At 64.5% G+C, this 25,504-nt stretch carries 19 protein-coding genes; 6 read left to right on the top strand and 13 right to left on the bottom strand.

Annotation, left to right across the window (positions count from 1 at the left end; translation table 11 throughout):
- Positions 1-121 precede the first annotated feature (121 nt).
- Positions 122-1,426, top strand: a complete 1,305-nt coding sequence (locus B5525_RS42580) for an NAD(P)/FAD-dependent oxidoreductase (protein ID WP_154073761.1) — start codon at positions 122-124, stop codon at positions 1,424-1,426.
- Positions 1,427-1,429: 3 nt separating this feature from the next.
- Here B5525_RS42580 and B5525_RS42575 read toward each other — a convergent pair whose 3' ends face one another.
- Genes B5525_RS42575 through B5525_RS42560 form a run of 4 tightly spaced genes read right to left on the bottom strand, consistent with a single transcriptional unit; the run spans position 1,430 to position 6,505 of the window.
- Positions 1,430-3,055, bottom strand: a complete 1,626-nt coding sequence (locus tag B5525_RS42575; protein ID WP_079572463.1) for an ABC transporter ATP-binding protein — start codon at positions 3,053-3,055, stop codon at positions 1,430-1,432.
- Positions 3,052-3,882 carry an ABC transporter permease gene (locus B5525_RS42570; protein ID WP_079572461.1) on the bottom strand — a complete coding sequence of 277 codons (831 nt, stop codon included), beginning with the start codon at positions 3,880-3,882 and terminating at the stop codon, positions 3,052-3,054. The genes B5525_RS42575 and B5525_RS42570 overlap by 4 nt, the downstream gene beginning before the upstream one ends.
- Before the next feature lie 4 nt (positions 3,883-3,886).
- The gene (locus tag B5525_RS42565) at positions 3,887-4,864 is read right to left on the bottom strand and encodes an ABC transporter permease (protein WP_079572459.1); all 978 of its coding nucleotides are present in this window, start codon (positions 4,862-4,864) and stop codon (positions 3,887-3,889) included.
- Positions 4,865-4,888: 24 nt separating this feature from the next.
- Complete coding sequence (locus B5525_RS42560) at positions 4,889-6,505, bottom strand: ABC transporter substrate-binding protein (protein ID WP_079572457.1); 1,617 nt, start codon at positions 6,503-6,505, stop codon at positions 4,889-4,891.
- A gap of 660 nt (positions 6,506-7,165) precedes the next feature.
- On the opposite strand from B5525_RS42560, the gene B5525_RS42550 reads away from it, so the two are divergent.
- Positions 7,166-7,576 carry a F0F1 ATP synthase subunit epsilon gene (locus B5525_RS42550; RefSeq protein ID WP_079572453.1) on the top strand — a complete coding sequence of 137 codons (411 nt, stop codon included), beginning with the start codon at positions 7,166-7,168 and terminating at the stop codon, positions 7,574-7,576.
- 26 nt (positions 7,577-7,602) lie between these two features.
- Here B5525_RS42550 and B5525_RS42545 read toward each other — a convergent pair whose 3' ends face one another.
- From B5525_RS42545 to B5525_RS42535, 3 genes are all read right to left on the bottom strand, one after another.
- Entirely contained in the window at positions 7,603-8,691 is a 1,089-nt protein-coding gene (locus B5525_RS42545) for a 2Fe-2S iron-sulfur cluster-binding protein (protein ID WP_079572451.1), read from the bottom strand.
- Positions 8,691-10,571 carry an ethylbenzene dehydrogenase-related protein gene (locus B5525_RS42540; protein WP_079572449.1) on the bottom strand — a complete coding sequence of 627 codons (1,881 nt, stop codon included), beginning with the start codon at positions 10,569-10,571 and terminating at the stop codon, positions 8,691-8,693. The genes B5525_RS42545 and B5525_RS42540 overlap by 1 nt, the downstream gene beginning before the upstream one ends.
- Positions 10,572-10,928: 357 nt before the next feature.
- Positions 10,929-12,323: a hypothetical protein gene (locus B5525_RS42535; RefSeq protein ID WP_079572447.1), complete on the bottom strand. Its 1,395-nt coding sequence runs from the start codon at positions 12,321-12,323 to the stop codon at positions 10,929-10,931.
- 92 nt (positions 12,324-12,415) lie between these two features.
- Between B5525_RS42535 and B5525_RS45180 the strand changes: the two genes are divergently transcribed.
- From B5525_RS45180 to B5525_RS42525, 3 genes are all read left to right on the top strand, one after another.
- The gene (locus tag B5525_RS45180; RefSeq protein ID WP_154073760.1) at positions 12,416-12,634 is read left to right on the top strand and encodes a hypothetical protein; all 219 of its coding nucleotides are present in this window, start codon (positions 12,416-12,418) and stop codon (positions 12,632-12,634) included.
- A 427-nt stretch (positions 12,635-13,061) separates the two neighbouring features.
- On the top strand, positions 13,062-14,819 hold the full coding sequence (locus tag B5525_RS42530; RefSeq protein WP_079574502.1) for a type I secretion system permease/ATPase: 1,758 nt from the start codon (positions 13,062-13,064) through the stop codon (positions 14,817-14,819).
- Entirely contained in the window at positions 14,816-16,891 is a 2,076-nt protein-coding gene (locus B5525_RS42525) for an HlyD family type I secretion periplasmic adaptor subunit (RefSeq protein ID WP_079572445.1), read from the top strand. Before B5525_RS42530 ends, B5525_RS42525 begins: the two co-directional genes overlap by 4 nt.
- A 42-nt stretch (positions 16,892-16,933) precedes the next feature.
- Here the strand turns inward: B5525_RS42525 and B5525_RS42520 are convergent, their stop codons facing one another.
- The 3 genes from B5525_RS42520 to B5525_RS42510 all read right to left on the bottom strand — a co-directional run bounded on the left by B5525_RS42520 (position 16,934) and on the right by B5525_RS42510 (position 20,106).
- Complete coding sequence (locus tag B5525_RS42520) at positions 16,934-18,367, bottom strand: catalase (protein WP_079572443.1); 1,434 nt, start codon at positions 18,365-18,367, stop codon at positions 16,934-16,936.
- A gap of 54 nt (positions 18,368-18,421) precedes the next feature.
- Complete coding sequence (gene speB, locus B5525_RS42515) at positions 18,422-19,399, bottom strand: agmatinase (protein ID WP_079572441.1); 978 nt, start codon at positions 19,397-19,399, stop codon at positions 18,422-18,424.
- 65 nt (positions 19,400-19,464) lie between these two features.
- Positions 19,465-20,106, bottom strand: a complete 642-nt coding sequence (locus B5525_RS42510) for a glutathione S-transferase family protein (protein WP_079572439.1) — start codon at positions 20,104-20,106, stop codon at positions 19,465-19,467.
- A 164-nt stretch (positions 20,107-20,270) separates the two neighbouring features.
- Here B5525_RS42510 and B5525_RS42505 point away from each other — a divergent pair, with 164 nt between their 5' ends.
- On the top strand, positions 20,271-21,245 hold the full coding sequence (locus B5525_RS42505; RefSeq protein WP_079574500.1) for a GlxA family transcriptional regulator: 975 nt from the start codon (positions 20,271-20,273) through the stop codon (positions 21,243-21,245).
- Positions 21,246-21,291: 46 nt separating this feature from the next.
- Here the strand turns inward: B5525_RS42505 and B5525_RS42500 are convergent, their stop codons facing one another.
- From B5525_RS42500 to B5525_RS42490, 3 genes are all read right to left on the bottom strand, one after another.
- Positions 21,292-22,614: a PQQ-dependent sugar dehydrogenase gene (locus B5525_RS42500; protein ID WP_079574498.1), complete on the bottom strand. Its 1,323-nt coding sequence runs from the start codon at positions 22,612-22,614 to the stop codon at positions 21,292-21,294.
- A gap of 32 nt (positions 22,615-22,646) precedes the next feature.
- Positions 22,647-23,096: a DUF2231 domain-containing protein gene (locus B5525_RS42495; protein WP_079572437.1), complete on the bottom strand. Its 450-nt coding sequence runs from the start codon at positions 23,094-23,096 to the stop codon at positions 22,647-22,649.
- A 203-nt stretch (positions 23,097-23,299) separates the two neighbouring features.
- A complete protein-coding gene (locus B5525_RS42490) occupies positions 23,300-25,498 on the bottom strand; it encodes a xanthine dehydrogenase family protein molybdopterin-binding subunit (protein WP_079572435.1) in 2,199 nt (732 codons plus the stop codon).
- Positions 25,499-25,504 lie beyond the last annotated feature (6 nt).

Below are 25,504 nucleotides of genomic sequence, written 5' to 3'. Positions count from 1 at the left end.
TCTGTTGTTTCCCCGGCGTGAATTGGCGTACTAAGCTAACCAGATCGATCCGGCGACCGCAAGCCGACCCATGCATGGGTGTCGCGCGTGCGTGCGCCGATCGGCACAGATGAGGACGATGATGGATAGCGCAAATGTCCGCTGGCCCAATTCGCTGTGGGCCGCGGTGACTCCCACAGGTCCCGAGCTGCCGGAGCTGATCGGGACGGCTGAGGCCGACGTCATCGTCGTCGGCGGCGGTTTCACGGGATTGTCGACCGCGCTGCATTTGCGCGAGGCGGGCGTGGACGTTGCCATCGTCGAGGCCATGGAGCCGGGCTGGGGTGCATCGGGGCGCAACAACGGGCAGGTGATCCCGACCTTGTCGCGGCCCGATCCCGAGGACATCGTGGCAAAGCATGGCGCTGCGGGCGAACGTTTTGTAACTCTGCTACGCGACTGCGCCTCGACCTTGTTCGACGTCGCGCGGCGCTATCAGATCGAGGCCGAGCAGGAGCAGACCGGCTGGGTGCAGCCGGTGCATTCGCCGGGGCGTATCAAGATCGCCGAGCGGCGGGTGCGGCAGTGGTCGAAATTCGGCGCGCCGGTCGAACTGCTCTCCCGCGACGAGGTGGGGAAGATGCTGGGATCGGAGGCCTGGTTCGGCGGCTTCTGGAACAAGACCGGCGGCCACATCAATCCGCTGGCGCTGGCGCGCGGGCTTGCGCGCGTCGTGCTGGAGCAGGGCTGCCGCATCTACGCGCGTTCGCCTGCGATCAGCTTCGAGCGGCGCAACGACCGCTGGATTGTCAAAACCGAAAAGGGCGAGATCAGCGGTCGCGCCCTGGTCATGGCGACCAACGCCTATACCGACGAATTTTCAAAATCCCTGATGCCCGATATCGCGCATGAGGTCATGCCGATATTGTCCTGGCAGATGGCGACGCAGCCTTTGTCCGATGAGGCGCGCAAGACCGTCATTCCCGACCGGCAGGCGATGTCCGACACGCATGGCGAGCTCTACTTCGCGCGCTACGATGCGCGCAATCGCCTGGTCACGGGCGGCGCCGTGATCGGTCCAGGCAACAAGCCCGAGCGGCTCAAGGCGAGAGTAACCGAGCGTCTGCAGCGGCTGTGGCCGCAGATCGGGCTGGTCGAATTCGATTACGTCTGGAACGGCTATGTCGGCATGACCACCGATTTCTTTCCCCGCATTCACCGGCTCGGGACCGACGCCTATGGCTGGACCGGCTGCAACGGCCGCGCGGTCGCGCTCGCCATCGCGCTTGGCGATGAATTGTCCAAGGCCGTGCGCGGCGTCGCGGAAAAAGATCTCGCGCTGCCGTTCTCCGAACCCGTGCCGATTCCCGCGCACGGATTGCTGCGCCGTCTGGCGCCGTTGATGCTGATGGTCTACCGGCGGCGCGATGCGCGGGAAATCGCCTGAGTTTTATACCTCGTGCTGCCTTGCAAAAGCGCCGCCGGGAATCGAATCCAGCAGCGCTCGCGTATAGGGATGCTGCGGCCGGCCGAAGACATCGCCCGCCAGCCCTTGCTCCACTACTTCGCCGTCCTTCATCACCGCGACAAGGTCGCAGATTTGCGCGGCTACCCTGAGATCATGGGTGATGAAGACGATGGAAAGACCGAGCCGCTGGCGCAGGCCGGCGAGAAGCTGCAGCACTTGCGCCTGTACGGAGACGTCGAGCGCGGAGACGGCTTCGTCCGCGACCAGCACCTCGGGACGGAGCGCCAGCGCGCGAGCAAGCCCGATACGCTGGCGCTGGCCGCCGGAGAATTCGTGCGGAAAACGGTCGCTGGCCGACGGATCGAGCCCGACCAGCGCAAACAGCTCTTTCGCATCAGTGAGCGCCTTGGCCCGCGGCGTGCCGTGCACGATCGGCCCTTGTGCGACCAGCTCGGCAGCCCTGCGGCGCGGATTGAGCGAGCCGAACGGGTCCTGAAACACCATCTGGATATGGCGGGTTTCGCGGCGAACGTCCTCGCGCGCCATTTTCGCCCAGTCTTTGCCCTCAAGGACGATCGCGCCGGCGTCGGGATCGATCAGCCGGACCAGACAGCGGGCGAGGGTGGATTTTCCCGATCCGGATTCGCCGACGATGCCGAGCGTCGCGCCGCGCGGAAGTTTCAGCGAAACGTTTTTCACCGCCTTCGTCACACGCGCGCCGCGGCCGAGAAACCCGCCTGTCCGGTAGGTCTTCGAGACGTTGTCGATGCTCAGGATAATGTCGTCGGACAGCCCGCATGGCGGCGGGGAGGTGAGGGGCGGGACCGCTGCGATCAGTTGCTTCGTATAGGGATGCTGCGGCGCGTTGAGGACCGAAGCTGCAACGCCCTGTTCGACGATCAAGCCGTGCTGCATGACGGCGACGCGGTCCGCGATTTCGGCAACGACACCGAAATCATGGGTGATGAACAGCACGGCCGTCTTCTTCCGCTGCTGCAGGTCGCGGATCAGCGCCAGGATCTGCGCCTGCGTGGTCACGTCGAGCGCGGTGGTAGGCTCATCCGCGATCAGGACCTTTGGGTCGAGCGCCAGCGCCATCGCGATCATGGCGCGCTGGCGCTGGCCGCCCGATAATTCATGCGGAAAGGCCCGTGCGGCGGCTTTCGGATCGGAGATGCGCACGTCTTCGAGCAGCGCCAGCACCTTGGCGCGGATCGTGGCGCGGGACAGATCGGTATGGATCGAGAACATCTCGCCGATCTGGTCGCCGATGGTGCGCAGCGGATTGAGCGCGGTCATCGGCTCCTGGAAGATCATCGCGATGCCGGCGCCGCGCACCTGGCGCATCTCGGTCGCGGTGGCTTTCGCCAGATCGTGGCCTTCGAACATCACGCGGCCGCCATCGATGCTGACGCCGTTCGGCAGCAATTGCATGATGGTGCTCGCCATCATCGACTTGCCGGATCCGGATTCCCCGACCACGCAAAGAATTTCGTTCGCGGCGATCTCGAGCGACACGTTCGAAAGCGCATGCGGCCGGTCGGCTCCGGGCGGCAACTGCACGCTAAGCCCCTCGAGGGCCAGGATGGCGCCCGATGGCTCGCTCATCCTGCTTTGAGCCTCGGGTTGAGCGCGTCGTTCAATCCCTGACCGACCAGCGACACCGCCAGCACCGTCAGCAGGATGGCGATGCCCGGGATCGCCGAGACATACCACTGCACCCGCAATACATCGCGTCCCAAGCCGATCAGATTGCCCCAGGACGCCACGTTCGGATCGGACAGCCTCAAGAATGCGAGCGCGCTTTCGAGCAGGATCGCGACCGCCATCACCACGCTGGCGTAGACGATGACCGGCGGCAGGGCGTTGGGGAGGATCTCGCCGAGGATCAGCTGGATGTCCCGCATGCCGAGCGTCCGCCCGGCCTGGATAAATTCGCGATTTCGCAGCGACAGGAATTCGGCGCGGGTCAGCCGGGCGGGCGCCGGCCAGGACACCACGCCGACGGCGATGGTGACGGTGGTCAGTGTCGAGCCGAACACCGCGACCAGCACCAGCAGCAGCACGAAATTGGGCAAGGTCTGGAACGCTTCGGTAATGCGCATCAGAACGTTGTCAACCCAGCCGCCATAGAAGCCCGCGAAAGCGCCGATCAGGACGCCGATCGTGATGGCAATGGCGGTGGCGACGCCACCGATCAGGAGCGAAATACGCGCGCCATAGAAGATTTGCGCGGCGATGTCGCGGCCGGAATTGTCGGTGCCGAGCAGGAACCGCGGATTGGAAAACGGCCAGATCAGCGGCCGGCCCGCCAGCGCCAGCGGCTCGCGCGGATAGATCCAGCTGGCGCTGATCGCCATCGCCACCACGATCAGGAGCAGCACCAGCCCGACCACGGCGGGAGGGCTCCGAAAATAGCGTTTGACCGCGTCCATGCCGTCAGCCCTCCGCCATGATGCGTGGATCGAGCCGCGCGTAGATGAGGTCGACGGCGAAATTCACAATGATAACGAGCAGGGCGGAAACGAAGACGATTCCCAGAAGCGTGTTGAGGTCGCGCTGGACCACGGATTCATAGGCGAGCCGGCCGAGCCCCGGCAGCGAAAATACGCTTTCGACCACCACCGAGCCGCCCAGCATGGTTCCCGCCTGCAGCCCGATCAGCGTGACCATCGGCAGCAACGCGTTGCGCAGGACATGGCGGGTCACCACACGTGTCTCGTCGAGCCCCTTGGCGCGGGCGGTCCGGACAAAATCGAGATTGAGCACCTCCAGCATCGAGGCGCGCATGATGCGCAGATAGATGGCGAGGAAGATCAGGCCGAGCGTCAAAGTGGGCAGAACGAGATGGCGCGCGATGTCGATGGTGCGCCAGAGGCCGGTCTGCACCGCGCCGATATCCTCGAAGCCGCCGGCGGGCAGCCATTGCAGGTAGATGGAAAATACCACGATGGCCATCAAGCCGAACCAGAATGAGGGCGTGGCGTAGAAGATCAGGCCCGTGATCGAGATCAGCGTGTCCGGCCATTTGTTGACGCCGCGCGCGGCGATTACGCCGAACAAGAGGCCAAAGAAGAACGCGAACGACAGCGACGCCGTCATCAGGAGGATGGTCGGCGGCAGCCGTTCCAGGATGACGGATGCGACCGGCTTGCCGTAGATCGAGGAGAAACCGAGGTCGAGACGGACAAGGCGCCAGAGGTAGTTTCCGAGTTGCAGGGGAATGGAAAGATCGAGCCCGTAGAAATGGCGCAGTTCCCGCGCGGTGGCGGCGTCGCCGCCGCCCATCTGCGCCATCATCGCGTCGACGGTGTCGCCCGGCGCGAACTGCAGCAGCACGAAGATGCCGATCAGGATCAGGAACAATGTCGGGATCGAGGCGGCGAGACGCCGCCCCGCAAGTCTCAAGATGCGCATCGGGTCATCTTGTCGGAGTTTACGTCACGCGGAAAGCCAAAGATCGTGCCAGCTGGCCGATCCCCAGCGCGGCGTATTGGAATGATTCCGTGCTTTTGCGCTGATGACGGTGACGAAGATCTGTTCGATCGGCATCCAGACCGGCAATTCCGTGTTCACCTCCTTGACGAACTCGGCATAGAGCGCCTTGCGCCTGGCGGGCTCGATTTCGGTCGCCGCGTCGTCGATGGTCTTGTCGACCGTCTGATCTTCCCATCCCCACTGGTTGGTCCAGGGCGCGCCCTTGGGCTGGCCGGAGCGGTACCATACCGTCGTCGATACCGCGGGATCGTTGCGATACTGGTGCCAGCCGGTGGCGAGATCGAACGCATGGTCGTCATAGACCTGCTTGAGGAAGCTGCCGCCGTCGTTGCGCACGATCTCGACGGGAATGCCGATCTCGGACAGCGACTGCTGGATGAAGGTCGACCACAGCGAGATGTCCTCGCCCCATGGCGCGGGCAGCAGGCGCAGCGAAAATCGGGTGCCGCCGGCGCCGGGCTTGAAGCCGGCCTCATCGAGCAGCGCTGCCGCCTTCGCCTTGTCGTAAGGATATTGCGGCGTGTTCGCGCCCGGATAGAAATCCGTCGAGGTGGACGGGATCGGCCCGGTGCCGAGCTTGGCGAAATCGCCGAGGAAATTGTCGATGAAGAACGGAACGTTGATGGCGTGCGCAATGGCGCGGCGGACGCGGACATCCGACAATTCCTTGCGGCGGAAGTTGAATTCGATGGTGTTGGTGCGGGCATTGCCTTCATTGCCCTTGGTCGAGACGATGAAGCGCTTGTCCTTGCCGAGCCGCGCCATGTCGGAAATCGTCAGGCCCGAGAAGGGGCTGTAGTCCAGTTCGCCGGCTTCCATCTGCGCGGCCGCCGCGGCCCGGTCGGTGATCACCCGCCAGACGATGCGATCGAGATAGGGCGCATTGGGACGCCAATAATCCGGATTGCGGTCGGCGATGATGTATTGGCCGCGCTCGTATTTGACGAACTTGAAGGGACCGGTGCCGACGGGTGCGAGATTGGTCGGGTTCTGCCTGATATCGCCGGATTCATACAGATGCTTCGCCGAGATATAACCGAGATCCGGCAGCGCGCGCAGCAACAGGTTGAGCGGCATTGGCCGCTCATAACGGAAGATGGCGGTCTGCGGATCGGGGGTGTCGACGGAAGTGAGAAACAGCTGCAGCGTCGAGCCGTAGTTGAGAATCTTCTTCCACATCTGCATGGCCGTGAATTCGACATCCGCCGAGGTGAACGGCTTGCCGTCGTGCCAGGTGACGCCTTTGCGCAACTTGAAGGTGACGGTCTTGCCGTCGGGCGAGGCCTCCCAGCTTTCGGCGAGAACGCCGACCGGCTGGCCCTTGCCGTCGAGATCGACCAGGTTTTCCTGGATCTTGCCGCCGATGATGTAGACGCCGGTGGACGCCTGGATGCTGGGATTGAGCTGGCGCTGTTCGGCGCCATAGTGAACGTTGAAAACGCCACCCTTGCGCGGCGTCTCCTCCGCAAAGGCCCGCATCGGGTTGATGACATTTGCGGCAATTGCGGCCGAGGTCAGCAGGGCGGTGCGGCGGTTGATCTCCAGCCGTGTTAAATCCATCGAAAAGACTCCTCAACGTAAACCATCGCCAGCGGGGGCTCGGGGGCACGTGGCCGGACGGTACGACACAATCGCGGACCGAGTCATTTCCTAAAAAAGCCCGGACAGGGAATTACCTGCTGGCAGGACCTGCGGACGGGCATGATTGGGCCATCGGCGCGTGGGCGGGCTTGCCCGAACTCAAATGGTTCATCCGCGACGGCCCAAACGAGCGGGGTTCGGCAGCGGCAAATGCCGTCATCCCCCTTGAGTTGGATCAACAGCACCTGCGACTATCCGGCACAATATGATTCTCAAGTCCTTTTGGAGAATAATGATGAAAGCCGTTGCGCTGTTGGTCGTGCTTTGTACGTTTTGCGGGCCTGCGATCGCTCAAACCAGCGAATGCCGGTCGATCACGAAGTCCAGCGATCGCCTCGCTTGTTACGACAAGGCTGCGGCATCGGCCGCCAGGGTCAAGCCATCAGCGGCAGCGCCAGCGCCCGCGGCGTCAACGGGCCAGGCTGGCGATCTGCTCGCCGAGGAAAATGCCCGATTGGACGCCAAGATTAAGAACATCTGCCGTGGCTGCTGAGCCGGGCGGCGCTGACAGGCCGTTTGGACTTCGGCATTGTGCCGGGTAAAGTGCCGGCATAATGCGACGAACGACTGGAAAGCATTGTGCCAACCTTTCAAGTGAGCCTGGTATCGCCCGAGAAGCTGTTGTTCTCGGGCCAGGTCGATCAGGTCGATTTGCCCGGTGTAGAGGGCGATTTCGGCGTCCTTGCCGGCCACGCGCCGGTTGTCGCCATGCTTCGCCCCGGGCTCGTGACCGCGATCGCGGGAAACATCCGCGACCGGTTTGTGGTTTTCGGCGGCCTGGCCGAATTTTCGCAGGACGATCTCACGATCCTCGCGGAATCCGCCACTTCCGTCGAGGATCTCGATCTTGCCGCACTGGAGGCCGAGATCGCGGAGATGCAGGAAGGCCTGGCGAAACAATCGCCCGGCGCCGAGCTCGATCGCGAGATTGCGCGGCTCGACCATTACAAGTCGATCCGTATCAGCCTGGCTCCAGCCACTGCCTTCTAGCCCGCGCACACGATCAGCGTATGCGTTCAGCGCGCGTTGCCGAACGCGGCACGCGGCGCGGCCATCCGGCTCGCCTGCTTCCGCGCCGGCCGCACGATCGGCGGACCGCTTCGCGGGTTGTTGAGCCAGCCGGTGAGGCGTCCCACCACCGTGGCCGGGTCGTCGGGTCGACTGCTCGCGACGAAGGGGTCGGTATAGCATTTGGCGCCGGCGGCGCGTGCGATCTGCGCCACTGCTTCGGTCATGGCCGGCGCGCCCGAGGTGTAGACCACATCGTCGGCCGACAAATTCGGCAGATGCTCGGTCGGCCGTCCGACGCGGATGGCGGGCGAGACGTTCTGCGGCTCCGATACGACCGGAATGATCGTGACGTTGGGAAACAGCGCCAGCCGGCACAGCGCGTTGTGCATATACAGCGACTGCAGCTTTCGCGCCGCCACCACGAAGATCAGTTCGCGCTGTGGCCGCTCCATGATCGCGGCGACCGCGATCGACCACATCGGCGCGAAGCCGGTGCCGCTGGCGACGACAACGATGCTGCCGGCATGATCTGGCCGCAGAAAGGCGGTGCCAAGCGGCCCCGTCAGTTTGACGCGATGGCCGATGCCGATCTCCCGGCCGAGCGCGGAGGAGACGGTCCCGTCGGAAAGCCGCCGGATGTGAAAATGCAGCAGGCGAGGATCAGGGCGTCCCTCCAGCGGATAGGTCGGGCTGAAAGACCGCTCCGGGAAGCCGCGGAACTGCAGCTTGCAATACTGGCCGGGAAGATAGTGAAGCGGTTTCGGCAGCTCCACGTCGACGCCGATGACGTCGGGCGCCAACCGAACCAGCTTAGCCACCCGCCCCGGCAAGGAGACCTGATCGGGCACGGGTTCGCTTACGATCTCAAGATCGGAAACGACCCGGGCCTGGCAGGCGTGGATCATGTCGTCACCATGTTCCTGGCCGCCGAACACCTTGCCATCGACGAGGCGAACGCGGCAGGCGCCGCAGATCCCGCTGCGGCAGTCATGCGGCAGGTCGATGCCGTTCATCAACGCCGAATCGAGCAGCAGGTCCCCGCAATTCGCGAGGAACGCCTCGTTGTTCAGCGTCACTTTACAGGTCTTTGCCATTATTCCACCTCGATACGGATTGGCCGGACATGCCGGGTATGTCTGATCTGACTGTGATCGAAGGCCGCGACCCGCATGAAGACGCCGGTCTTGATCGGCACGTCGTATTGGCTGTTGGTGTCGAGGCGGCGCGCCACTTCCAGCGCCCAGTGCCCCGAGGCCCAGCGCGCCGCGCATCGCACATCGGCGCGATCGCCCGTGAACTCGCCGGCAATGATCACGCCCGGGATGACCGTGCCTGCCGGGATGCGGGCATCGGCCTCCGCGGAATACGGGATCGATTCATCCTCGGTCATGTACCAGCGGGAGCCTTCGTTCTCGCCGTGGTTGGGATCGATATCAACCTGGCCCATGGCCGCGATCGTGGCCGCCAGATCCCTTGGCAACCGCCGGGGCGCGATCAGCCGGGCGCCGCCGCTGCCATCGGCGTCGACGACAAAATTGTCCGAGTAATTTGCCGTCCCCGGGTCGGGCGCGAAACCGCCCTTGTAGGGAACGACATTGCGCAGTTGCATCGGCGTCGGAGCCAAAGGCGGACCGAAATGCGCGTCGTCCATCCATCCGGTCGAGCCGCCGCTGGTCGCCTTCCATTGCCAGACGTCGGCGTAGCCGGCCGCGGTGAAATGCAGGCCGCGGCCGGTCATGGTCGCCGGCGCATCCGCAATCGGCTGCGGACTGGCGTGAAACGTCCGGTCGCCCGCTAGCGTCACATTCATGGTGGTAAACAGCACCGAGAACTTGTCCTCACTGTAGTCATGCTCGTCGCCGGCCTCGAGGCCGTCGTGAAGCACGTGCCACCCGTTGACTTCCTTGATCAGCGGCAAATGCTTCAGCGATCGGGTCGGATCTTCCCAGGTGAACAGGAAATACGCCCATGTGCCGTCGTGCACCGCGCGAATCTCGATTCTGGTTTCGCCGGTGCCGTCGAAATTGCCGCCCTCGCTGGTCATCAGCGAAAACGGCGTGATGTTGCGCCAGGCCCGATCGGAGGTGTCGCCGTCGAGCACAGGCGCGTCCACGCTGGTGATGCGGTGAATCCGCAACTGGTCGACCGCCAGCCGGTCGGCCGCCAGGATGACGGACGCGCCGGTGATGGCGACGGCCGCGGCGACGACGAAAGGGTTGGATTGGAAGGTCGGATTGCGCGGCTTTGAAGCGCGGCTCTGCTCCCTGGCTGCGGGCCGCGCTTGCGCGGTCGAACTCTGGGCGGCCGTCCGATCCCGCGCGCCGTCGTTGAGCGGCGGTGCCGGATTGACAGGCGGTTGGGCGGTGTCGGGAGCCAGCCGCGCCGATTGCTCCGCGAGCAATGTCAGCAATTCGACGGCATCGAGCCGCGGCGGCGGCGCGGTGAGACGGGTCGGGCGAAAAATCCGAAGCAGCTGCGACGCGCCGCCGATCCGGAAATGCGCCAGCACATGAAAGCCTGCGAACGCCGTTATCACCCAGGTTCCGTACCAGTGCAGCGTCGCCACGTCGTGGCCGGCGTAAAAGCCGAAATACAACAGCCCGCCACTGACGATCAGCGCCAGCATCGTGACGAAGAAGATCCAGTACAGGACGATGTTGTAGGCGCCGAGCCTGGCCTGCTTGCGGCCGAACAATCCGCGCAGGCGAATCTTGTCGAACTGGACGCGGCGGCCGAGGCCGGACTTCGCCAGATAGACGACGTAGGCGATCGACACCGCCACCAGCACCATGGCGGCCTGCATGTGCGCCACCCACACGCTCTGGCGCGGCAGCACGGCGTCGAACAGATTGATCCAGCCGCGTCCGGGTGCTTCGGTCGCGATCCGCAATCCGCTGACAAAGGCGACGCCGAACGCAGCCACCAGCAGCCAGTGCAGGATGATCGTGCCGTAATCGGTTTTCCGTTGCCTCACGCGCGCGCTCCGTGGTCGGGGAGCCCGCAGCGGGCACCATCAGGGTGGCGCCTGGACTTTACGCTAACTTCGAATCTGCCACGCGCCGGCGCATCGCGCCCGATCGCACGATCTTCCGTCTTGGCCCGTGCAATACGCCGCAAGAAGCCATCGTTACCGGTACACAAATGACACGTCCCCCAAAATCAGGATTCGCCGAACCCGACGAATGAACATTTCCCTTTGTTTTGCGGCTGCCCGGCCGCGTCGTGTTGACGGTTCAAACCGCAAGAGCTGGCAAGAGCCGGACCGCCCGATCGCCCGACCTCCAGCGACCCGTCGACGCGACGGGTGGCTGGAGGTCACGTCGATCCGCCGTTATCCCCACATGTGGTGGAAATGCTGCGCCATCTCCGCAATCGAATGATGCGGATCGATGACCGGGGGCGTGGCCGCTGACGGCGCCGCGGCCACGACGGGTGCCGCCGGTGCCGGAGCGGGTGCCGCCGGTGCCGGTGCCGGGGTCACCGGCGTGGCCGCGGCCACCGCGGGAGCCGCCACCGCTGTCGACAGCACGTCGGCCACCGTCGCGCCGTCGGCATTGTAGGTGCCGCCGGTCGCGGGAGTGTTGTTGCCGCCGACGTCGGCGGCGTTGGCGTGCATCTCTTCCGCGGCGGCGGTGACCAGCGCCGCATTGCCGGTTTGCAGTCCCTTGATGATCGCGCTCACCTCGGCGCCCAGCGTGCTGGTCTGGCCCAGCAGTTCGTTGTCGAAGCGGGCTTCGAAGATGCCGCCCTGGGCAGCGTCGAAATTGGTCACCGTCTTTTCGAAGGTCTGAATGTTGCCGATCAGCGCGGTGATCGCAGCTGCATCGTGGCCGCCGACCAGGTTCTCCGCCTGCTGTCCCAGCGTGTTGGACTGGGCGATGAAGTTGGCCCAGAAATTCGTCTGGTCCGAATTGTCGATATATTTCGGTGTCGGGTTCAGCGCGTCGCCAAAGGGCGTAAAGCCGTGAACGCCGTTCTGGTTTGCCATGTTCAACAGGTTGTTGTCGCCCTGCACGATGTCGATGATGTCGAGCAGATTGTCGTTGCTGGCCCGTCCCGCATCCTGGCTTACCCCGGCCTGGTTGATGAAGGTTTTCTCGAGTTCAAGTTGCCGCACGATGGTATCCGCATGGATGCCGGTGAGACCGCCGAACAGCGTCGGGTTGGCCGCCATCAAACTCTGCAGGTCGGTGATGGCCGCGTTAGTGTCGGCCGTCGCCTGCGCCGTATTGGAGGCGTTGATGCCGCCAATGGAGATGTTGGCGAGATCGTTGAAGATGGCGCCGATGTCGGCGAAAGTGGCGTGAGGGGCGTTCGCGGCCGTGGTGCCTGCGGCAAATGCTGTGGGCGCTGCGAGAAATCCGGCCGCGCCGTTTTGTGTCGCCAACGTGGCGAGATTGGCGTCGTTGTTGACGATATTGAGGATATCGAGATGGCTGTTGTGCAACGCCGTTTCCGCGGCGGCGACGCTGCCGAAAGTCCCGCCGCCATCCAACGAGGCGGTGGCCGCCGATAGCGAGGTCGTAATATCGGCCAGGATCGCGTTGACATGGGTGAGTGTATCACCGGTGAATTGCCCCGCGGCTACTTCCGCCTGCAGGCCGGTTTGCACGTTGGTGAGATCGGTGGTGTATCGCCCGATGCTGCCGAGCCCCTGACCGCCTTCCGAGACCGTATTTTGCCACAGTCCGCCTTCCAGCGCGCGCGTGGCGTCGTTGAATGTCAAGCCGAGGTCAGAGAAAGCCGGTGCGGCGGCGGCAGGGGGGTGGGGGGAACGGGATCTGTGACGGGCGGCGCGGGCGGGCCCGGATCCATTTGGTGACCGTTACCAGCGTGATGGTGATGAAAATCGTTTGCGATGCGAGCCATGTTCGTCCCCTGTTGTCTCGTCAAAACTGCTTGACGGCCGACGCGTGTGATCACTTCCGCGGCGACGTGATGCGAGAGATGAAGAATTATTTAGCTTCGTGGCGGCTTTCAGCCGACACCGGGGCCAATGCGCGGGAGAAGCAAGGTGATAGGCGGACGAATCCGTGACGCTGATGCGTTTGAGGCGAGAACAACCCGGCCGCGAGCGGAAAATCTGAAAGCGTTGTCCGGTATTTGCTCTGAAAATCTGGCGGGCCGCAAATCTTGCGCGGCCGGTACGACGCCATCGTCCGGAAAATTATGACACGCGTCCAGAAAAATATGACACCACACGCCGTGGTTTTACTCCGAACTCCGTCCAGACTCCGTCCAGAACTCTTCGCCGTCGTCGCATTCTTGCCGAAAAATGGTCGGTATCAGCCGTCAAGGAGATTTGATCGCGGCAATTGCGATGGCAGCCGAGAGGGCGCAGTGCATGAGTATCGCTCACGGTCACGCAGAGGCGACGTTTCCGTCGCGCGCGATTTCCAGCCTCAGGTCGACGCTTCAGTCCGACGATCCCGTGGCGGTGGGACTGCGCGAGAGTGCGCGGCGCATGGTCGGCATCGCCGTATTCAGCGGCGTCATCAACATCCTGATGCTGTCGGGCTCGCTCTACATGCTGCAGGTCTATGACCGGGTGATTCCAAGCCGCAACACCGCGACCCTGCTCGGGCTTTCGCTGATGGTGCTGTTCGCCTATCTGGTGCAGGGATATTTCGACGCGCTGCGCACGCGCATGCTGTGCCGGGTCGGCACGCTGTTCGACGCCGGCCTGCAGCAGTCGATCCACACCGCACTCGCCACGCTGCCGCTTCGCGGGGCGAAGCCGATGCTGATGCAGCAGCCGTTGCGCGATCTGGACCAGGTGCGCAGCTTCATGTCGAGCATGGGGCCGACCGCGTTCCTCGACATGCCCTGGATCCCGATCTTCCTCGTCGCATTGTTCCTGTTTCATCCGGCGATCGGCATGACGGCGCTGCTGGGCACCGCGGCGATCATCGCCATGACATTGCTGACCGAGCGGATGTCGCGCGGCGCGGCGAAAGCGGCGATGGATTCCAGCGCCCAGCGCCAGGTGCTGGCGGACGCGACCCAGCGCAACGCCGAAGTTATTCGCGCGCTCGGCATGACCGACCGCTTCACCGCGCGCTGGTCGCAGGCCAACGAGCGCTATTTGCGGGAAAATATCCGCGCCACCGACGTCTATGCCAATCTCGGCTCGGGGGCGAAGGTGCTGCGCTACGTGCTGCAATCCGGCATGCTCGGCCTCGGCGCCTATCTCGTCGTCGCCGACAGGGCCTCGGGCGGCATCATGATCGCCTCGTCGATCATGATGGGCCGCGCGCTGGCGCCGGTCGAAATCGCGCTTGGCACCTGGAAGCAGCTCGTCGCCGCGCGCCAGGGCATCACGCGCCTGCGCGACATCTGCAAGGCCACCGCGGCACCTCCGGCGCCGCCGGTGGTGCTGCCGCGCCCCTGCCGCGAGCTGTCGGTGCAGGAACTCGCGGTCACGGCACCGGGCGCGACCAAGCCGATCGTCTCGAACATCTCGTTTTCGCTCAAGGCCGGCATGGGACTGGCGCTGCTCGGCGCCAGCGCCTCGGGCAAGACCACGCTGTCCAAGGCGCTGGTCGGAATCTGGCCGTCGCAGAACGGCGTGGTGCGGCTCGACGGCGCCGCGCTCGATCAATGGTGCAACGAGGATCTCGGCCGCTATGTCGGCTACCTGCCGCAGGACGTGGCGCTGTTCGACGGCACGGTCGCCGAAAACATCTGCCGCTTCGACGAGAATGCAAGCTCCGACGCGATCCTGAAAGCCGCGCAGATCGCCGGCGTGCACGACATCATCCTGCGTTTGCCGGACGGCTATTCGACCCGGATCGGCGAGGGCGGCATGTCGCTGTCGGCCGGGCAGCGGCAGCGCGTTGGCCTGGCGCGGGCGGTGTTCGGCGATCCGTTCCTGATCGTGCTCGACGAGCCCAACGCCAATCTCGATGCCGACGGCGAGAACGCCCTGACCCGCGCCATTCAGATCCTGCGCCTGCAGGGCTGCATCGTCATTGTCATATCGCATCGTCCCAGTGCGCTGGCCGCACTGAACATGGCGCTGGTGCTCTATGACGGCAAGGCGATCGCATTCGGTCCCTGCGGGGAGATATTTGCGCGCGTTCGCAACGCGACTGGGCAAGCCGCCACGGCAAGAGAGCCTGCGCCGGCGCGACAGCCCCCGCCGGCGAGACCGCCCGCGGCAGCGGCGGCCGATATGAAAACGGCGCGCCGTGCGCCGATTGCCGAAAGCGTCGAGCCATGAGACGGGGAGACAGCCCACCGCACGATCTCAGGCGCGCGTCCCGCTGGGTCGGGGAATCCCAGGATGACGCTGTCGGCCCGCAAGGCGCGGCCCTGATTCTCGAATTGCAGCGCCTTCGCCAGGCCTTCGAGCAGGAACAACCGGATGCGCCGCATGAGGCGAAAGCCCGCCGTCCCGCGCGCGAGAGTTTGCGTCCGGCTCCGCGGCAGCGAACGCGCCAGCGGAAGCACAAGGGCAAGATGGGACGAGCGCTCGATGTCTGCCTGGAGCAACTGGGACTTTCGGCCGCCGCTCCGGCGGCGCGGAGAATCGAACCCCCGCCCGAGCCAGCTGCCGCACCGACCAGGCGCCGAAACGAGCATGTGCATGAGCCGGCCGTCACTCCGGTTGCGCGCAGAAGCGAGCATGGACGCAAGGAGGCTGCCGCTCCGGCGTGGCGAAAGAGCGAACCTGCGCGCGAGTTGCCGATCGATCCGCCGCCCGACCGGGATCGCCCGATCCTTGCGCCCGACGACCCGTCCCTGATCAATGTGATGCGGCCCGGGCCGGAACTTCCGGGAGCGGGCGACAAGCATCGGTCAGCGGGCGACAAGCATCGGTCGATGCATATCGAGAGCCCTCGATTGACGCTTTCGCCTCCGCAAGTGAGCGCCAAGCCCGCAACGGCCGTTGGACAGTTGATCGAGAGCTGCCGCGTCGGCCTCACCACGGGCGTCGCTTTTCTCGTCAATCGCGATGGCGTCGCCGATAACGACAATGCGCGGGGCGAGAGCCTGGCGCTGCGGACCGGACGCGCGTTCGAGGGCGAATTGCGGGCCGGACTTCGGGTGCTGCTGAGCGTCGGCCTTGTGGCCGGGGGCCTCGCCGTGCTGATGCCGATGGCGGGCGCCGTCGTGGTTCCCGGCAATCTCGTGGTTCAATCGAACGTCAAGGCGATCCAGCATCCGACCGGCGGCGTCGTGGCGGAAATTCCGGTTCACAACGGCCAGCGGGTTGGCGCGGGCGATCTGCTGCTGCGGCTCGACGCCACCCAGGCGCAGGCCAGCCTGCAGATGGTGAGCAAGCAGCTCGATGAAGCGCGCGCCCGGATCGCCCGGCTGGAGGCCGAGCGCGAGGGCGCAGCACAGCTCGAAGTGCCGCCTGAACTTTCGGCGCGATCGGCGGAAGCCACCGTCAGGACGCTGCTGGCGTCGGAGCAACAGCTCTTCAAGGCGCGGGCCAATGCGCGCCGCAGCCAGACCGATCTTCTGCAAAGCCGCGTTGCGCAGCTCGGCGAGGAGATTGCGGGGCTCGATGCCCAGGTCGATTCAAAATCCAAGCAACTGGAACTGATCGCGGGCGAACTCACGGGCGTCCAGGACCTCTACGACAAGCGGCTCGTGCCGCTGACCCGGCTCACCACCCTGCAGCGCGAGAGCGCGCGGATCGAAGGCGAGCGCGGGCAATTGACGTCGGCGATCGCCGAAACGAAATCCAAGATCGGCGAGGCGCAGCTTCAGATCGTTCGGCTCGATCAGGACTTTCGCACCGATGTCGTCAAGGAGCTCGGCGAGAACCAGGCCAAGGAAGCCGAGCTGGTCGAGCGCGGCGTCGCGGCGCGCGACCAGCTCGAACGGATCGAAATCCGGGCGCCGAATTCGGGCGTGATCCACCAGCTTTCGGCGCACACCATCGGCGGCGTGATCCGCGCCGGCGACACCATCATGGAAGTGGTGCCGGACCTCGACGATCTGCAGATCGAGGCGCGGCTGCAGCCCAATGATATCGACCAGGTGCGGATGGGCCAGAAGGCATTCATCCGCTTCTCGGCCTTCAATCAGCGGGTGACGCCGCAGCTCAACGGTCAGGTGTCCTATGTCTCGGCCGATACCACCCGGGATCAGCAGACCAATGCGCCGTATTTCACGGTAAGAGTGACGCTCCCTGAGGAGGAACGCCGGCGCCTCGTAGGTCAGCAACTGGTCTCGGGCATGCCTGCCGAAGTCTTCATGCAGACCGGGAGCCGGACCATGATGAGTTACCTCCTGAAGCCGATCACCGATCAGCTCCAGCGCGCCTTCGTCGAGCGGTGAGATCGCAGCGATCCTCGCCCGACGAATCCATGCGGGAGCAGATCACCCGAGACGGGTGATCGCCTCGGCCACGCCGGCGCCATAGGCGGGATCGGCCTTGCTGCAGTTGCCGATATGCCGCGCCACGACTTCGGGGGAGGCGCCCTTGATGGCGCGCGCGGTGTTCTCGAACAGGACCTTCTGCTGCGCCGGCGTCATCAGCCGGAAGAGCTCGCCGGGCTGCGAGAAGTAATCGGTATCCTCGCTGTGATTCCAGCGATCCGCCGCGCCTTCGATCGCCAGCGGCGGTTCGGCGAAATCCGGTTGGGCAATCCATTCGCCCCGACTGTTCGGCTCGTAGGAGGTGCGGCCGCCGCCATTGCCGTCGACCCGCATCTGGCCGTCGCGGTGATAGCTGTGGAACGGGCATTTTGGGGCATTCACCGGGATCTGGGAGAAGTTGACGCCGAGCCGATAGCGCTGGGTGTCGCCGTAGGAGAACAGGCGTCCCTGCAGCATCTTGTCGGGCGAAAAACCGATGCCCGGCACGATATTGGCGGGGCTGAACGCAGCCTGCTCGACATCGGCGAAGAAGTTCTCCGGATTGCGGTTCAGCTCCATGACGCCGACCTCGATCAGCGGGTAATCCCGGTGCGGCCAGACCTTGGTCAGGTCGAACGGATTGAGGCGGTAGGTGGCGGCTTCCGCTTCCGGCATGACCTGGATGAATAACGTCCAGCGCGGAAATGCGCCGCTCTCGATGCTCTCGTAGAGGTCGCGCTGATTGCTCTCGCGGTCGCGTCCGATCGTCGACTGCGCCTGGGCGTCGGTCAGGTTCTCGATGCCCTGCTGGGTCTTGAAGGTGAATTTGACCCAGAAGCGCTCGTTTTTCGCGTTCAGGAAGCTGTAGGTATGGCTACCGAACCCATGCATGTGGCGGAAGCTTCGCGGAATCCCGCGATCGCTCATGATGATCGTGACCTGATGCAGGGCTTCGGGCAAAAGCGTCCAATAGTCCCAATTGTTGTCGGGGCTGCGCATGCCGGTTCGCGGGTCGCGCTTGATTGCGTGGTTGAGGTCGGGGAATTTCAGGGGATCGCGGATGAAGAACACCGGCGTGTTGTTGCCGACCAGGTCCCAATTGCCTTCCTCGGTGTAGAATTTCATCGCAAAGCCGCGAATATCGCGCTCGGCATCGGCCGCGCCGCGTTCGCCCGCCACTGTCGAGAAGCGGGTGAACATCTCGGTCTCCTTGCCGACCCTCGCGAAGATCTTCGCCTTGGTAAAGCGCGTGATATCGTGCGTGACGGTAAAGGTGCCGAATGCGCCGGCGCCCTTGGCGTGCATCCTTCGCTCCGGAATGACCTCGCGATCGAAATGCGCCAGCTTTTCCAGGAACCAGACATCCTGCAGCAGCATCGGCCCGCGCCGCCCCGCGGTGATGACGTTGTTGTCGTCGACGACGGGCGCGCCGAATTCGGTTGTGAACTTGTTCATGGTGCTTGATCCTTCGGTTGGGGGTGGTAGCCGCGCGAGAGCGCGGCGCTGGGGTTAGGCGCGCCGCCTGGCGCGCTGGTGGAAAATGGCGCCGATGAAATCGAGGCTGATCCGCGCGGCGAGCAGGGAGGTGATCCCCGCGGGATCGTACGGCGGTGAAACCTCGACGAAATCCACGCCGACGACATCGAACCGCCGGGCGATCAGCTTCAGGATGTCGCGAGCCTCGTAGTAGCTGAAGCCGCCATGGCTGATGGTCGCCGTGCCCGGCGCGATCGACGGATCGAACGCATCGATATCGATCGATACGTAGACGCGCTCCATTTCGCCGATGTGCCGAAGCGATGCTTCAGCACCCTCGTCCCGCACCTTGCGGAGTGGCGAAACAATCGTGCCGTAGGCGCGCGCCGCCTCCCAATCCCTGCGGCTGACCGCCGCCATGTTGCGGGCCCCGAGCGTCGTGATGCCCTTGACATGCGACATTTCCGAAGCCCGGCGCATCGGACTGCCGTGGCCCCAGGTAATGCCGTTGCGTTCGTCGATGAAGTCGAAATGGGCATCGAGATGGACGATGTGGAACGGCTTCTCGTTCGAATAGGCGGCAACGGTGGCCATGGTGATCGCATGATCGCCGCCGAGAATGTAGGGCATTGCGCGGGCGTCGAGCAGCGCGCGCACGGCCTGCTCGGCATTGGCAAGGCTGCGCTTCGTGTCGGCATAGATGACGTCGGAATCGCCGGCGTCGACGATTGAGACTTCGTCCGCGGTCAGATAGGTCACTTCGTCCTCGAAATCGAACACGCCCTCGGGGCCAAAGCCGTGGAACATCGAGGCTTCGCGGATCGCGCGCGGCCCGAACCTGGTTCCGACGCGGTAACTCGAGGCGGTGTCGATGGGGACGCCGAGGACCGCAACATCGGCGCCGTCGAGCGCGTTCCAGTCCGGGCAGGACGGCTGGCGCGCGAATGTGGTGAGGCCGACGAAGGGCAGGTCCATTCGGTTCGGCGTATTGCGGCTGGGTCGATTGAGCATGGCGAAACTCCTGTTCGGTTGGAAAAGACCGTCGACTGGGGGCTGTCGAGCGACGGCGCTGTCGTTCAGCAGATCGGCGCGGTGATGCCCTCGGCCGCATAGGCCCGCTGTACTGCCGGCCGCGATGCGACGAGGTCGAGCAGCTTCGCGACATGCGGGCGAGCCCGCGGCGGCTTGGTCATCGGTTGCGCCCACCGCGCCAGCATGACGAGATAGAGATCGACGGCGCTGACCTGATCGCCCAGGAAATAGGGTCCATTGTCCCGGAGGTGATCGTCGATGACGTCGAGGAAATTGCTCGCGCGCTTTTCGGCGCCGTGCATCACGCTGGCCATGGCCTTGGCGTTGTCGCCGGTGAGGCGATCGGGGTACTGAAAGATCATCAGCTCCTCCTGCAGCGAATTGGTCAGGAAGATCAGCCATTGATAGAATTTGGCACGCTCTACGGTGCCGGCGGGCGGCGCCAGTCCTGATTCCGGATGATGGTCGACCAGATGCAGCACGATCGCTGCGGACTCGAACAGGACGAGCTTGCCGTCTTGGAGGGCGGGAATACGCCCGTTCGGATTTATTTGCCGGTACGCTTTCGACTTCTGTCCGTTGACCTTGCGGTCGACCAAAGCCAGTTGGTATTCCGCGCCGATTTCCTGCAGCAGCATATGCGGCGCGGCGTTGGCGTTGGCGGGATAATAATACAGCGTGTACATCACCGATATCCTTCGTCGTGATTTCGATGGGCAAATAATAGTTTGGTGCTATTTTCCTCGCCATCGCCGTGGCCCGACGGATCTGGCCAAAGCGCCGCGAATTCCGGCCATCCGCTGTCTTGATTCAATCCCGCGCCATCGCCCGGCGCGTGTCGAGGAGAATGATGAAAGCAGATACGCAATCGAAGCGAATAGCGATCGCGGTGCCACCCAATGCACAGTCGCTGGATGTGTTTGGTCCGCTCGATGTCTTCGTCGAGGCCACGCGGCAATCCGGCGGAACCGCAGTCTATGACACCTGTCTGGTCGCGATCGAAAAAGGGAGTGTCGTTCGAACCGGCGGCGTGTCGCTGCTTGTCGACAAGTCGATCTACGATTCCGATGGCCCCTACGACACGTTGCTGGTGGCCGGCTCGCCGGATTTTTCGCACGCGGAGTCCTACGCGGACTTTCAGCAATGGCTGAGGCAGCGCGCGGCCGAGGTGCCGAGATATGGTTCGGTCTGCACCGGGGCGTTCTTCCTCGGCGCGGCCGGCTTGCTGGACGGGCGCAACGTGACGACGCATTGGCAGCACGCCGCCGAACTCGCCGCCCGTTATCCGGCGGCGAGGGTCGAACCCGACCAGATCTATGTGAAGGACGGTCCGCTCTACACCTCCGCCGGCGTCACGGCGGGGATCGACCTCGCCTTGAGGTTGGTCGAGGATGATCACGGACGAGAACTGGCGTTGACCGTGGCCCGGCGGTTGGTGGTGTTTCTCAAGCGCCCCGGCGGGCAGTCGCAATTCAGCGCGCATCTGGCCGCGCAAATCGCGTCGGAGACCCGCATTCAGAGCCTGCAGCATTGGATCCTCGATAATCTCGGCGCCAATCTATCGATCGCCGCGCTCGCCAAGCGCGCGGCGATGAGCGTGAGAAATCTCACCCGGGTTTTTCTAGGCGAGACCGGCGTGACGCCGACGGACTATGTCGAAGCCGCGCGTCTCGATGCCGCACGCCGCCTGCTGGAGGATACCGATGTTCCGCTGCAGCGCGTGGCGTCCAGATGCGGCTTCGGCAATGCCGACACCATGCGCCGCACCTTCCTGAGACGCATTGGCACAGGTCCTCACGATTATCGCGCCCGCTTCCGGAGCTGAACAGCCCGAGTTACGGGCGCGATAGCGTTCGCTTCGTCCGTCGATCTCAATTGCTGGACGCGGACTGCGGATTAGCCGACGACACCCGCCACACTCTATTCCCGAGATCGTCGGCGATCAGTAATGCGCCGGTCCTGTCGACGGCAACCCCAACCGGCCGTCCGCGCGCTTCGTTGTTCGCGTCGAGGAAGCCGGTGACGACATCCTGGGCCTTGCCGCTGGGCTGTCCGCCGCTGAACGGCACGAACACCACCTTGTAGCCGTTGAGGGGACTTCGATCCCAGCTGCCGTGCTCGCTGACAAAGGCACCGCTGCGGTAGTTCTCGGGAAGGCCGGTGCCCGTGTACATGGCGACACCGAGCGGGGCCACGTGGGAGCTCAAGGCATAGTCCGGTGGAATCGCCGTCGCCACCAGATCAGGCCGCTGCGGTCTGACCCGAGGGTCGAGGTGCTGGCCGTAATAGCTGTAGGGCCAGCCGTAGAAACCACCGTCCTTCACCGAGGTCAGGTAATCCGGAACGAGATCGGGCCCGAGTTCATCGCGTTCGTTGGCGATCGCCCAGAGTTTGCCGGTCTGCGGTTCCCATTGCAGGCCGGTGGGATTGCGTATCCCGCTGGCGAAGATGCGATGCGCGCCTGACGTCCGGTCGACTTCCCAGATCGCGGCGCGCTCATACTCGGCGCCGATGCCGTTTTCAGCGATGTTGCTGTTGGAGCCGACACCGACATAGAGCTTGGAGCCATCCCGGCTCGCCAGCAGACTCTTTGTCCAGTGATGATCGATGGGGCCACCGGGAAGGTCGGTGAGCTTGGTACCCGGGTCCGTGATGCTGGTCTGCCCTTCCTGATAGGGATAGCGGATGATGGCGTCGGTGTTCGCCACGTAGAGATTGCCGCCGACCAGGGCAACGCCAAAGGGCGAGTTGAGGTGGTCCAGGAACGTGGTGCGTAGCTCCGGAACGCCATCCCCGTTGGTGTCGCGCAGCAGCGTGATGCGGTTGGCGCCCTTGCCCTCTGCGCCGGCCAGCCATTGCACCCAGCCGGTGACGAGATCCTTGGGGCGGTGGATCGGCGCTTTCGGGCCGTTGCTCTCGACCACCAGGACGTCGCCATTGGGAAGCACATAAAGCGACCGCGGATGCTCGAACCCGGCGGCCATCGCATGAACCTGCAATCCCTGCGGCACCGTCGGAGTTTCGTTGCCCCACGCGACCACCTTGGCGATTCGCATCGGCGGTACCAGATATTGCTGCGGCGCGGGCAATGGCGGATTGGCACCGATTTGCCTGGCCGGGTCACCGCCGCGATCGTCGCAGCCGGCAAGTCCCAGGCCGGAGATGAAGGCAAACAGCAACGCCGCGCGCGGCAGATTGGCAAAAGATGAGATCTGCAAGGCGTGGGTCACGCGGAGGCTCCTTCGCTGTTTCGACGTCCCGAGGGCCCCGCCATCCAGCTCGTGAGGAGGAGGATGAGGACGACCAGCGCGGAAAGCGTCAGGCCGGTCGGCACGACCGCGGTATAACCGTCGCGGCTGTGAACGAAGGCGTTGATCAAAGCGAGGACAAAAGCGATCGCGCCGCCAATCGCGTAAAGCCAGGCCGGCATCGACGTCCGGATCCGCCTGTTGCGCGCAAAGTCGATCACGGCGGCCACGGTCGCAACGCCCGCCATGATCATGCCCGCAAAAATCAGCCAGATGGAGAATGTCTCCCACATCACCGCGGAGGTCCACCAATACACCAGATCGGTGACAAGGGCGCCCGCGAAGCAGGCGAACGGAAACGGCGCGACGATGGGGAGAAGCGCTCTTCCATCCACCGTGTCCGTCGATCTCGGATTGCCTTCGCGCATGACAGTGTTGCTCCTTACTCTGGTGGTGAGGGTGTCTTGCTATGCGCACCGTTGCGCGGCTGAGATGATAGTGCGTCGACTGCAAACCCGGGTCTTCTCAATTCGAGCCCGTATTTTCCAGATCGACCACGCCGCGCGATGAACCGCATCGTCTGCGTGATCAGTTGCCGCCCATACTGTGCGCGATCGATATGTGTCAGACCTCATGCCTGCACCGGCATTTTGGCGATCACCTTGTCGAGCGTGATCGGATAATCCCGGATCCGCACGCCGCAGGCGTTGTAGACCGCGTTCGCAATCGCCGCCCCGGCGCCGCAGATGCCGAGTTCGCCGATGCCCTTGCTCTTGAGCGGGTTGGACTGGTCGTCGAGCTCGGCCAGGAATACGGCATCGATGGCGGGAATATCGGCGTGCACCGGCACGTGGTATTCGGCGAGGTCGTGATTGACGAAGTAACCGAAGCGCGGATCGAGCGTCATTGCCTCGTGCAGCGCGGCGCCCACGCCGAACACCATGCCGCCGATCGCCTGCGAGCGCGCCGTCTTGGCGTTGAGGACACGGCCGGCGGTGAAGACGCCGAGCATGCGGCGCAGCCGCACCTCGCCGGTATCCGCGTCGACACCGACTTCGGCGAAGTGCGCGCCATAGGACTGCTGCGAGAAGTCCTTGTTGTTGCGCCCGGGCCGGATTTCGCCATCGGCCTCGACGCCGGAACCGACAAGCTCGGCGAGCCGTATCGAGTGCTCGCCGGATTCGATGCTGCCGTTGTTGAACCGCGCGGTTTGCGGATCCATGTGGGCGAGCTGCGCCAACTTTTCGCGCAAGGCCTGGCAGGCCTCGAACAGCGCCGAGCCGGAACTACCGGCACCGAACGATCCGCCCGAACCGGCGGCTTCCGGAAAATCGGTGTCGCCGAGTTCAACCCGCACTTGCTCCACCGGCAGGCCGAGCATCTCGGCCGCGATCTGCGCCAGGATGGTGTAGGTGCCGGTGCCGATATCGGTCATCGCCATCCGCACCATGGCGGTGCCGTCGGGGTTGAGCCGGACATTGGCCTTGGAAAGCCGCAGCGGATTGCCGCGGGTTGCCGCGGCCATGCCCATACCGACCAGCCAGCGTCCGTCGTGCACCTGGCCCGGTCTGGCATTGCGCTTGTCCCACCCAAACCGCTTTGCACCCTCCTGCATGCAGGCGATCAGATGCCGGCTGGAATAGGGGATGTTCTTTTCCGGATCCTCGCTTGGCTCGTTCCGCACCCGCAACTCGATTGGATCGAGGCTGAGCTTCTCGGCGAGCTCGTCCATCGCGCATTCGAGCGCCAGCAGCCCGACGGCCTCGCCGGGCGCGCGCATCGAAGAGGCGACCGGGATATCCAGCGGCGCCAGCCGATGCCGCGTCAGCCGGTTTGGTCCGGCATAAAGCGTGCGGGTCTGCAGCGCGGCCGCCTCGTAGGTTTGCTCGCTCGGGAGGTTGCCCGAGAATACATCGTGGCCGATGGCGAGGATCTTGCCGTCGCGATCCGTGGCAAGGCGAATGCGCTGGATGGTGTCGGAGCGATGCGTGGTGACGTGAAAGATCTGCTGCCGGGTCAGCGCGGTCTTCACCGGCCGCTTGAGTTGCCGCGCGGCGATCGCCGCCAGAATGGCGTCGGCGTTGACCCAGAGCTTGCCGCCGAAGCCGCCACCGATGAACGGGCTGATCAGCCGCACATTCTCCGGCGGAATCTTCAAGGTGGTGGCGACGGCCTGCTGGCCCTGGCTGAGCATTTGGTTGGCGGTGTGCAGGATCAGTTTATCGCCATCCCACATCGCCAGCGTTGCATGCGGTTCCATCATGGCGTGACTTTGCAGGGGCGTGGTGTAGTTCACGTCGATCTGCACCGGCGCGGCGGCGAAGGCGCCGGCGAAATCGCCCACCTTGCTATCCGCCGGTGCGCCATCTTTCTGATGGGGAGGGCGCGCGGAATCGAGGTTGCTGCCGAGCGCATATTTGCCGCTTTCCCGGTCGTATTTTACGTTCACGAGGTAAGCCGCCGCGCGGGCCTGCTCAAAGCTCTCGGCGACCACGAAGGCGACCGGCTGGCCGTAACGCGTCACTTCCGGTCCCGTCAGCGCCGGGTGGGCCTCGCGGTGATTGCCGCTGCCTTGCTCCGGCGCGTTGCGGTGGGTGAGGACCAGCGCGACGCCCGGCGCCTTCTCCGCGGCGCTGGTATCGATCGACCGGATCGTTCCCTTGCCGATCGAGGCCTCGACCATGAAGCCGTACAGCGCATCCTGCTGCATTTCATAGGCGTAGCGCGCGCCGCCGGTGACCTTCAACCGACCGTCGACGCGATTGAGTGGCTTGCCGACGACGCCTTGCGCATCCAGCGCATTGGGGCCGACGGGTGAGTTCATTTCCATGTTTAC

It is taken from the genome of Bradyrhizobium erythrophlei, from assembly GCF_900129505.1.
Lineage (GTDB): Bacteria > Pseudomonadota > Alphaproteobacteria > Rhizobiales > Xanthobacteraceae > Bradyrhizobium > Bradyrhizobium erythrophlei_D.
The sequence above is the reverse complement of the archived record's forward strand: the minus strand, read 5'-3'. Positions and strand labels throughout refer to the sequence as shown.

Excerpts from the sequence above, each read along its gene's own strand:
- B5525_RS42580 (WP_154073761.1), top strand. The coding sequence starts at position 122 with ATGGATAGCGCAAATGTCCGCTGGCCCAATTCGCTGTGGGCCGCGGTG.
- B5525_RS42575 (WP_079572463.1), bottom strand. The coding sequence starts at position 3,055 with ATGAGCGAGCCATCGGGCGCCATCCTGGCCCTCGAGGGGCTTAGCGTG.
- B5525_RS42570 (WP_079572461.1), bottom strand. The coding sequence starts at position 3,882 with ATGGACGCGGTCAAACGCTATTTTCGGAGCCCTCCCGCCGTGGTCGGG.
- B5525_RS42565 (WP_079572459.1), bottom strand. The coding sequence starts at position 4,864 with ATGCGCATCTTGAGACTTGCGGGGCGGCGTCTCGCCGCCTCGATCCCG.
- B5525_RS42560 (WP_079572457.1), bottom strand. The coding sequence starts at position 6,505 with ATGGATTTAACACGGCTGGAGATCAACCGCCGCACCGCCCTGCTGACC.
- B5525_RS42545 (WP_079572451.1), bottom strand. The coding sequence starts at position 8,691 with ATGGCAAAGACCTGTAAAGTGACGCTGAACAACGAGGCGTTCCTCGCG.
- B5525_RS42530 (WP_079574502.1), top strand. The coding sequence starts at position 13,062 with ATGGTCGGCATCGCCGTATTCAGCGGCGTCATCAACATCCTGATGCTG.
- B5525_RS42525 (WP_079572445.1), top strand. The coding sequence starts at position 14,816 with ATGAGACGGGGAGACAGCCCACCGCACGATCTCAGGCGCGCGTCCCGC.
- B5525_RS42520 (WP_079572443.1), bottom strand. The coding sequence starts at position 18,367 with ATGAACAAGTTCACAACCGAATTCGGCGCGCCCGTCGTCGACGACAAC.
- speB (WP_079572441.1), bottom strand. The coding sequence starts at position 19,399 with ATGCTCAATCGACCCAGCCGCAATACGCCGAACCGAATGGACCTGCCC.
- B5525_RS42510 (WP_079572439.1), bottom strand. The coding sequence starts at position 20,106 with ATGTACACGCTGTATTATTATCCCGCCAACGCCAACGCCGCGCCGCAT.
- B5525_RS42505 (WP_079574500.1), top strand. The coding sequence starts at position 20,271 with ATGAAAGCAGATACGCAATCGAAGCGAATAGCGATCGCGGTGCCACCC.
- B5525_RS42495 (WP_079572437.1), bottom strand. The coding sequence starts at position 23,096 with ATGCGCGAAGGCAATCCGAGATCGACGGACACGGTGGATGGAAGAGCG.
- B5525_RS42490 (WP_079572435.1), bottom strand. The coding sequence starts at position 25,498 with ATGGAAATGAACTCACCCGTCGGCCCCAATGCGCTGGATGCGCAAGGC.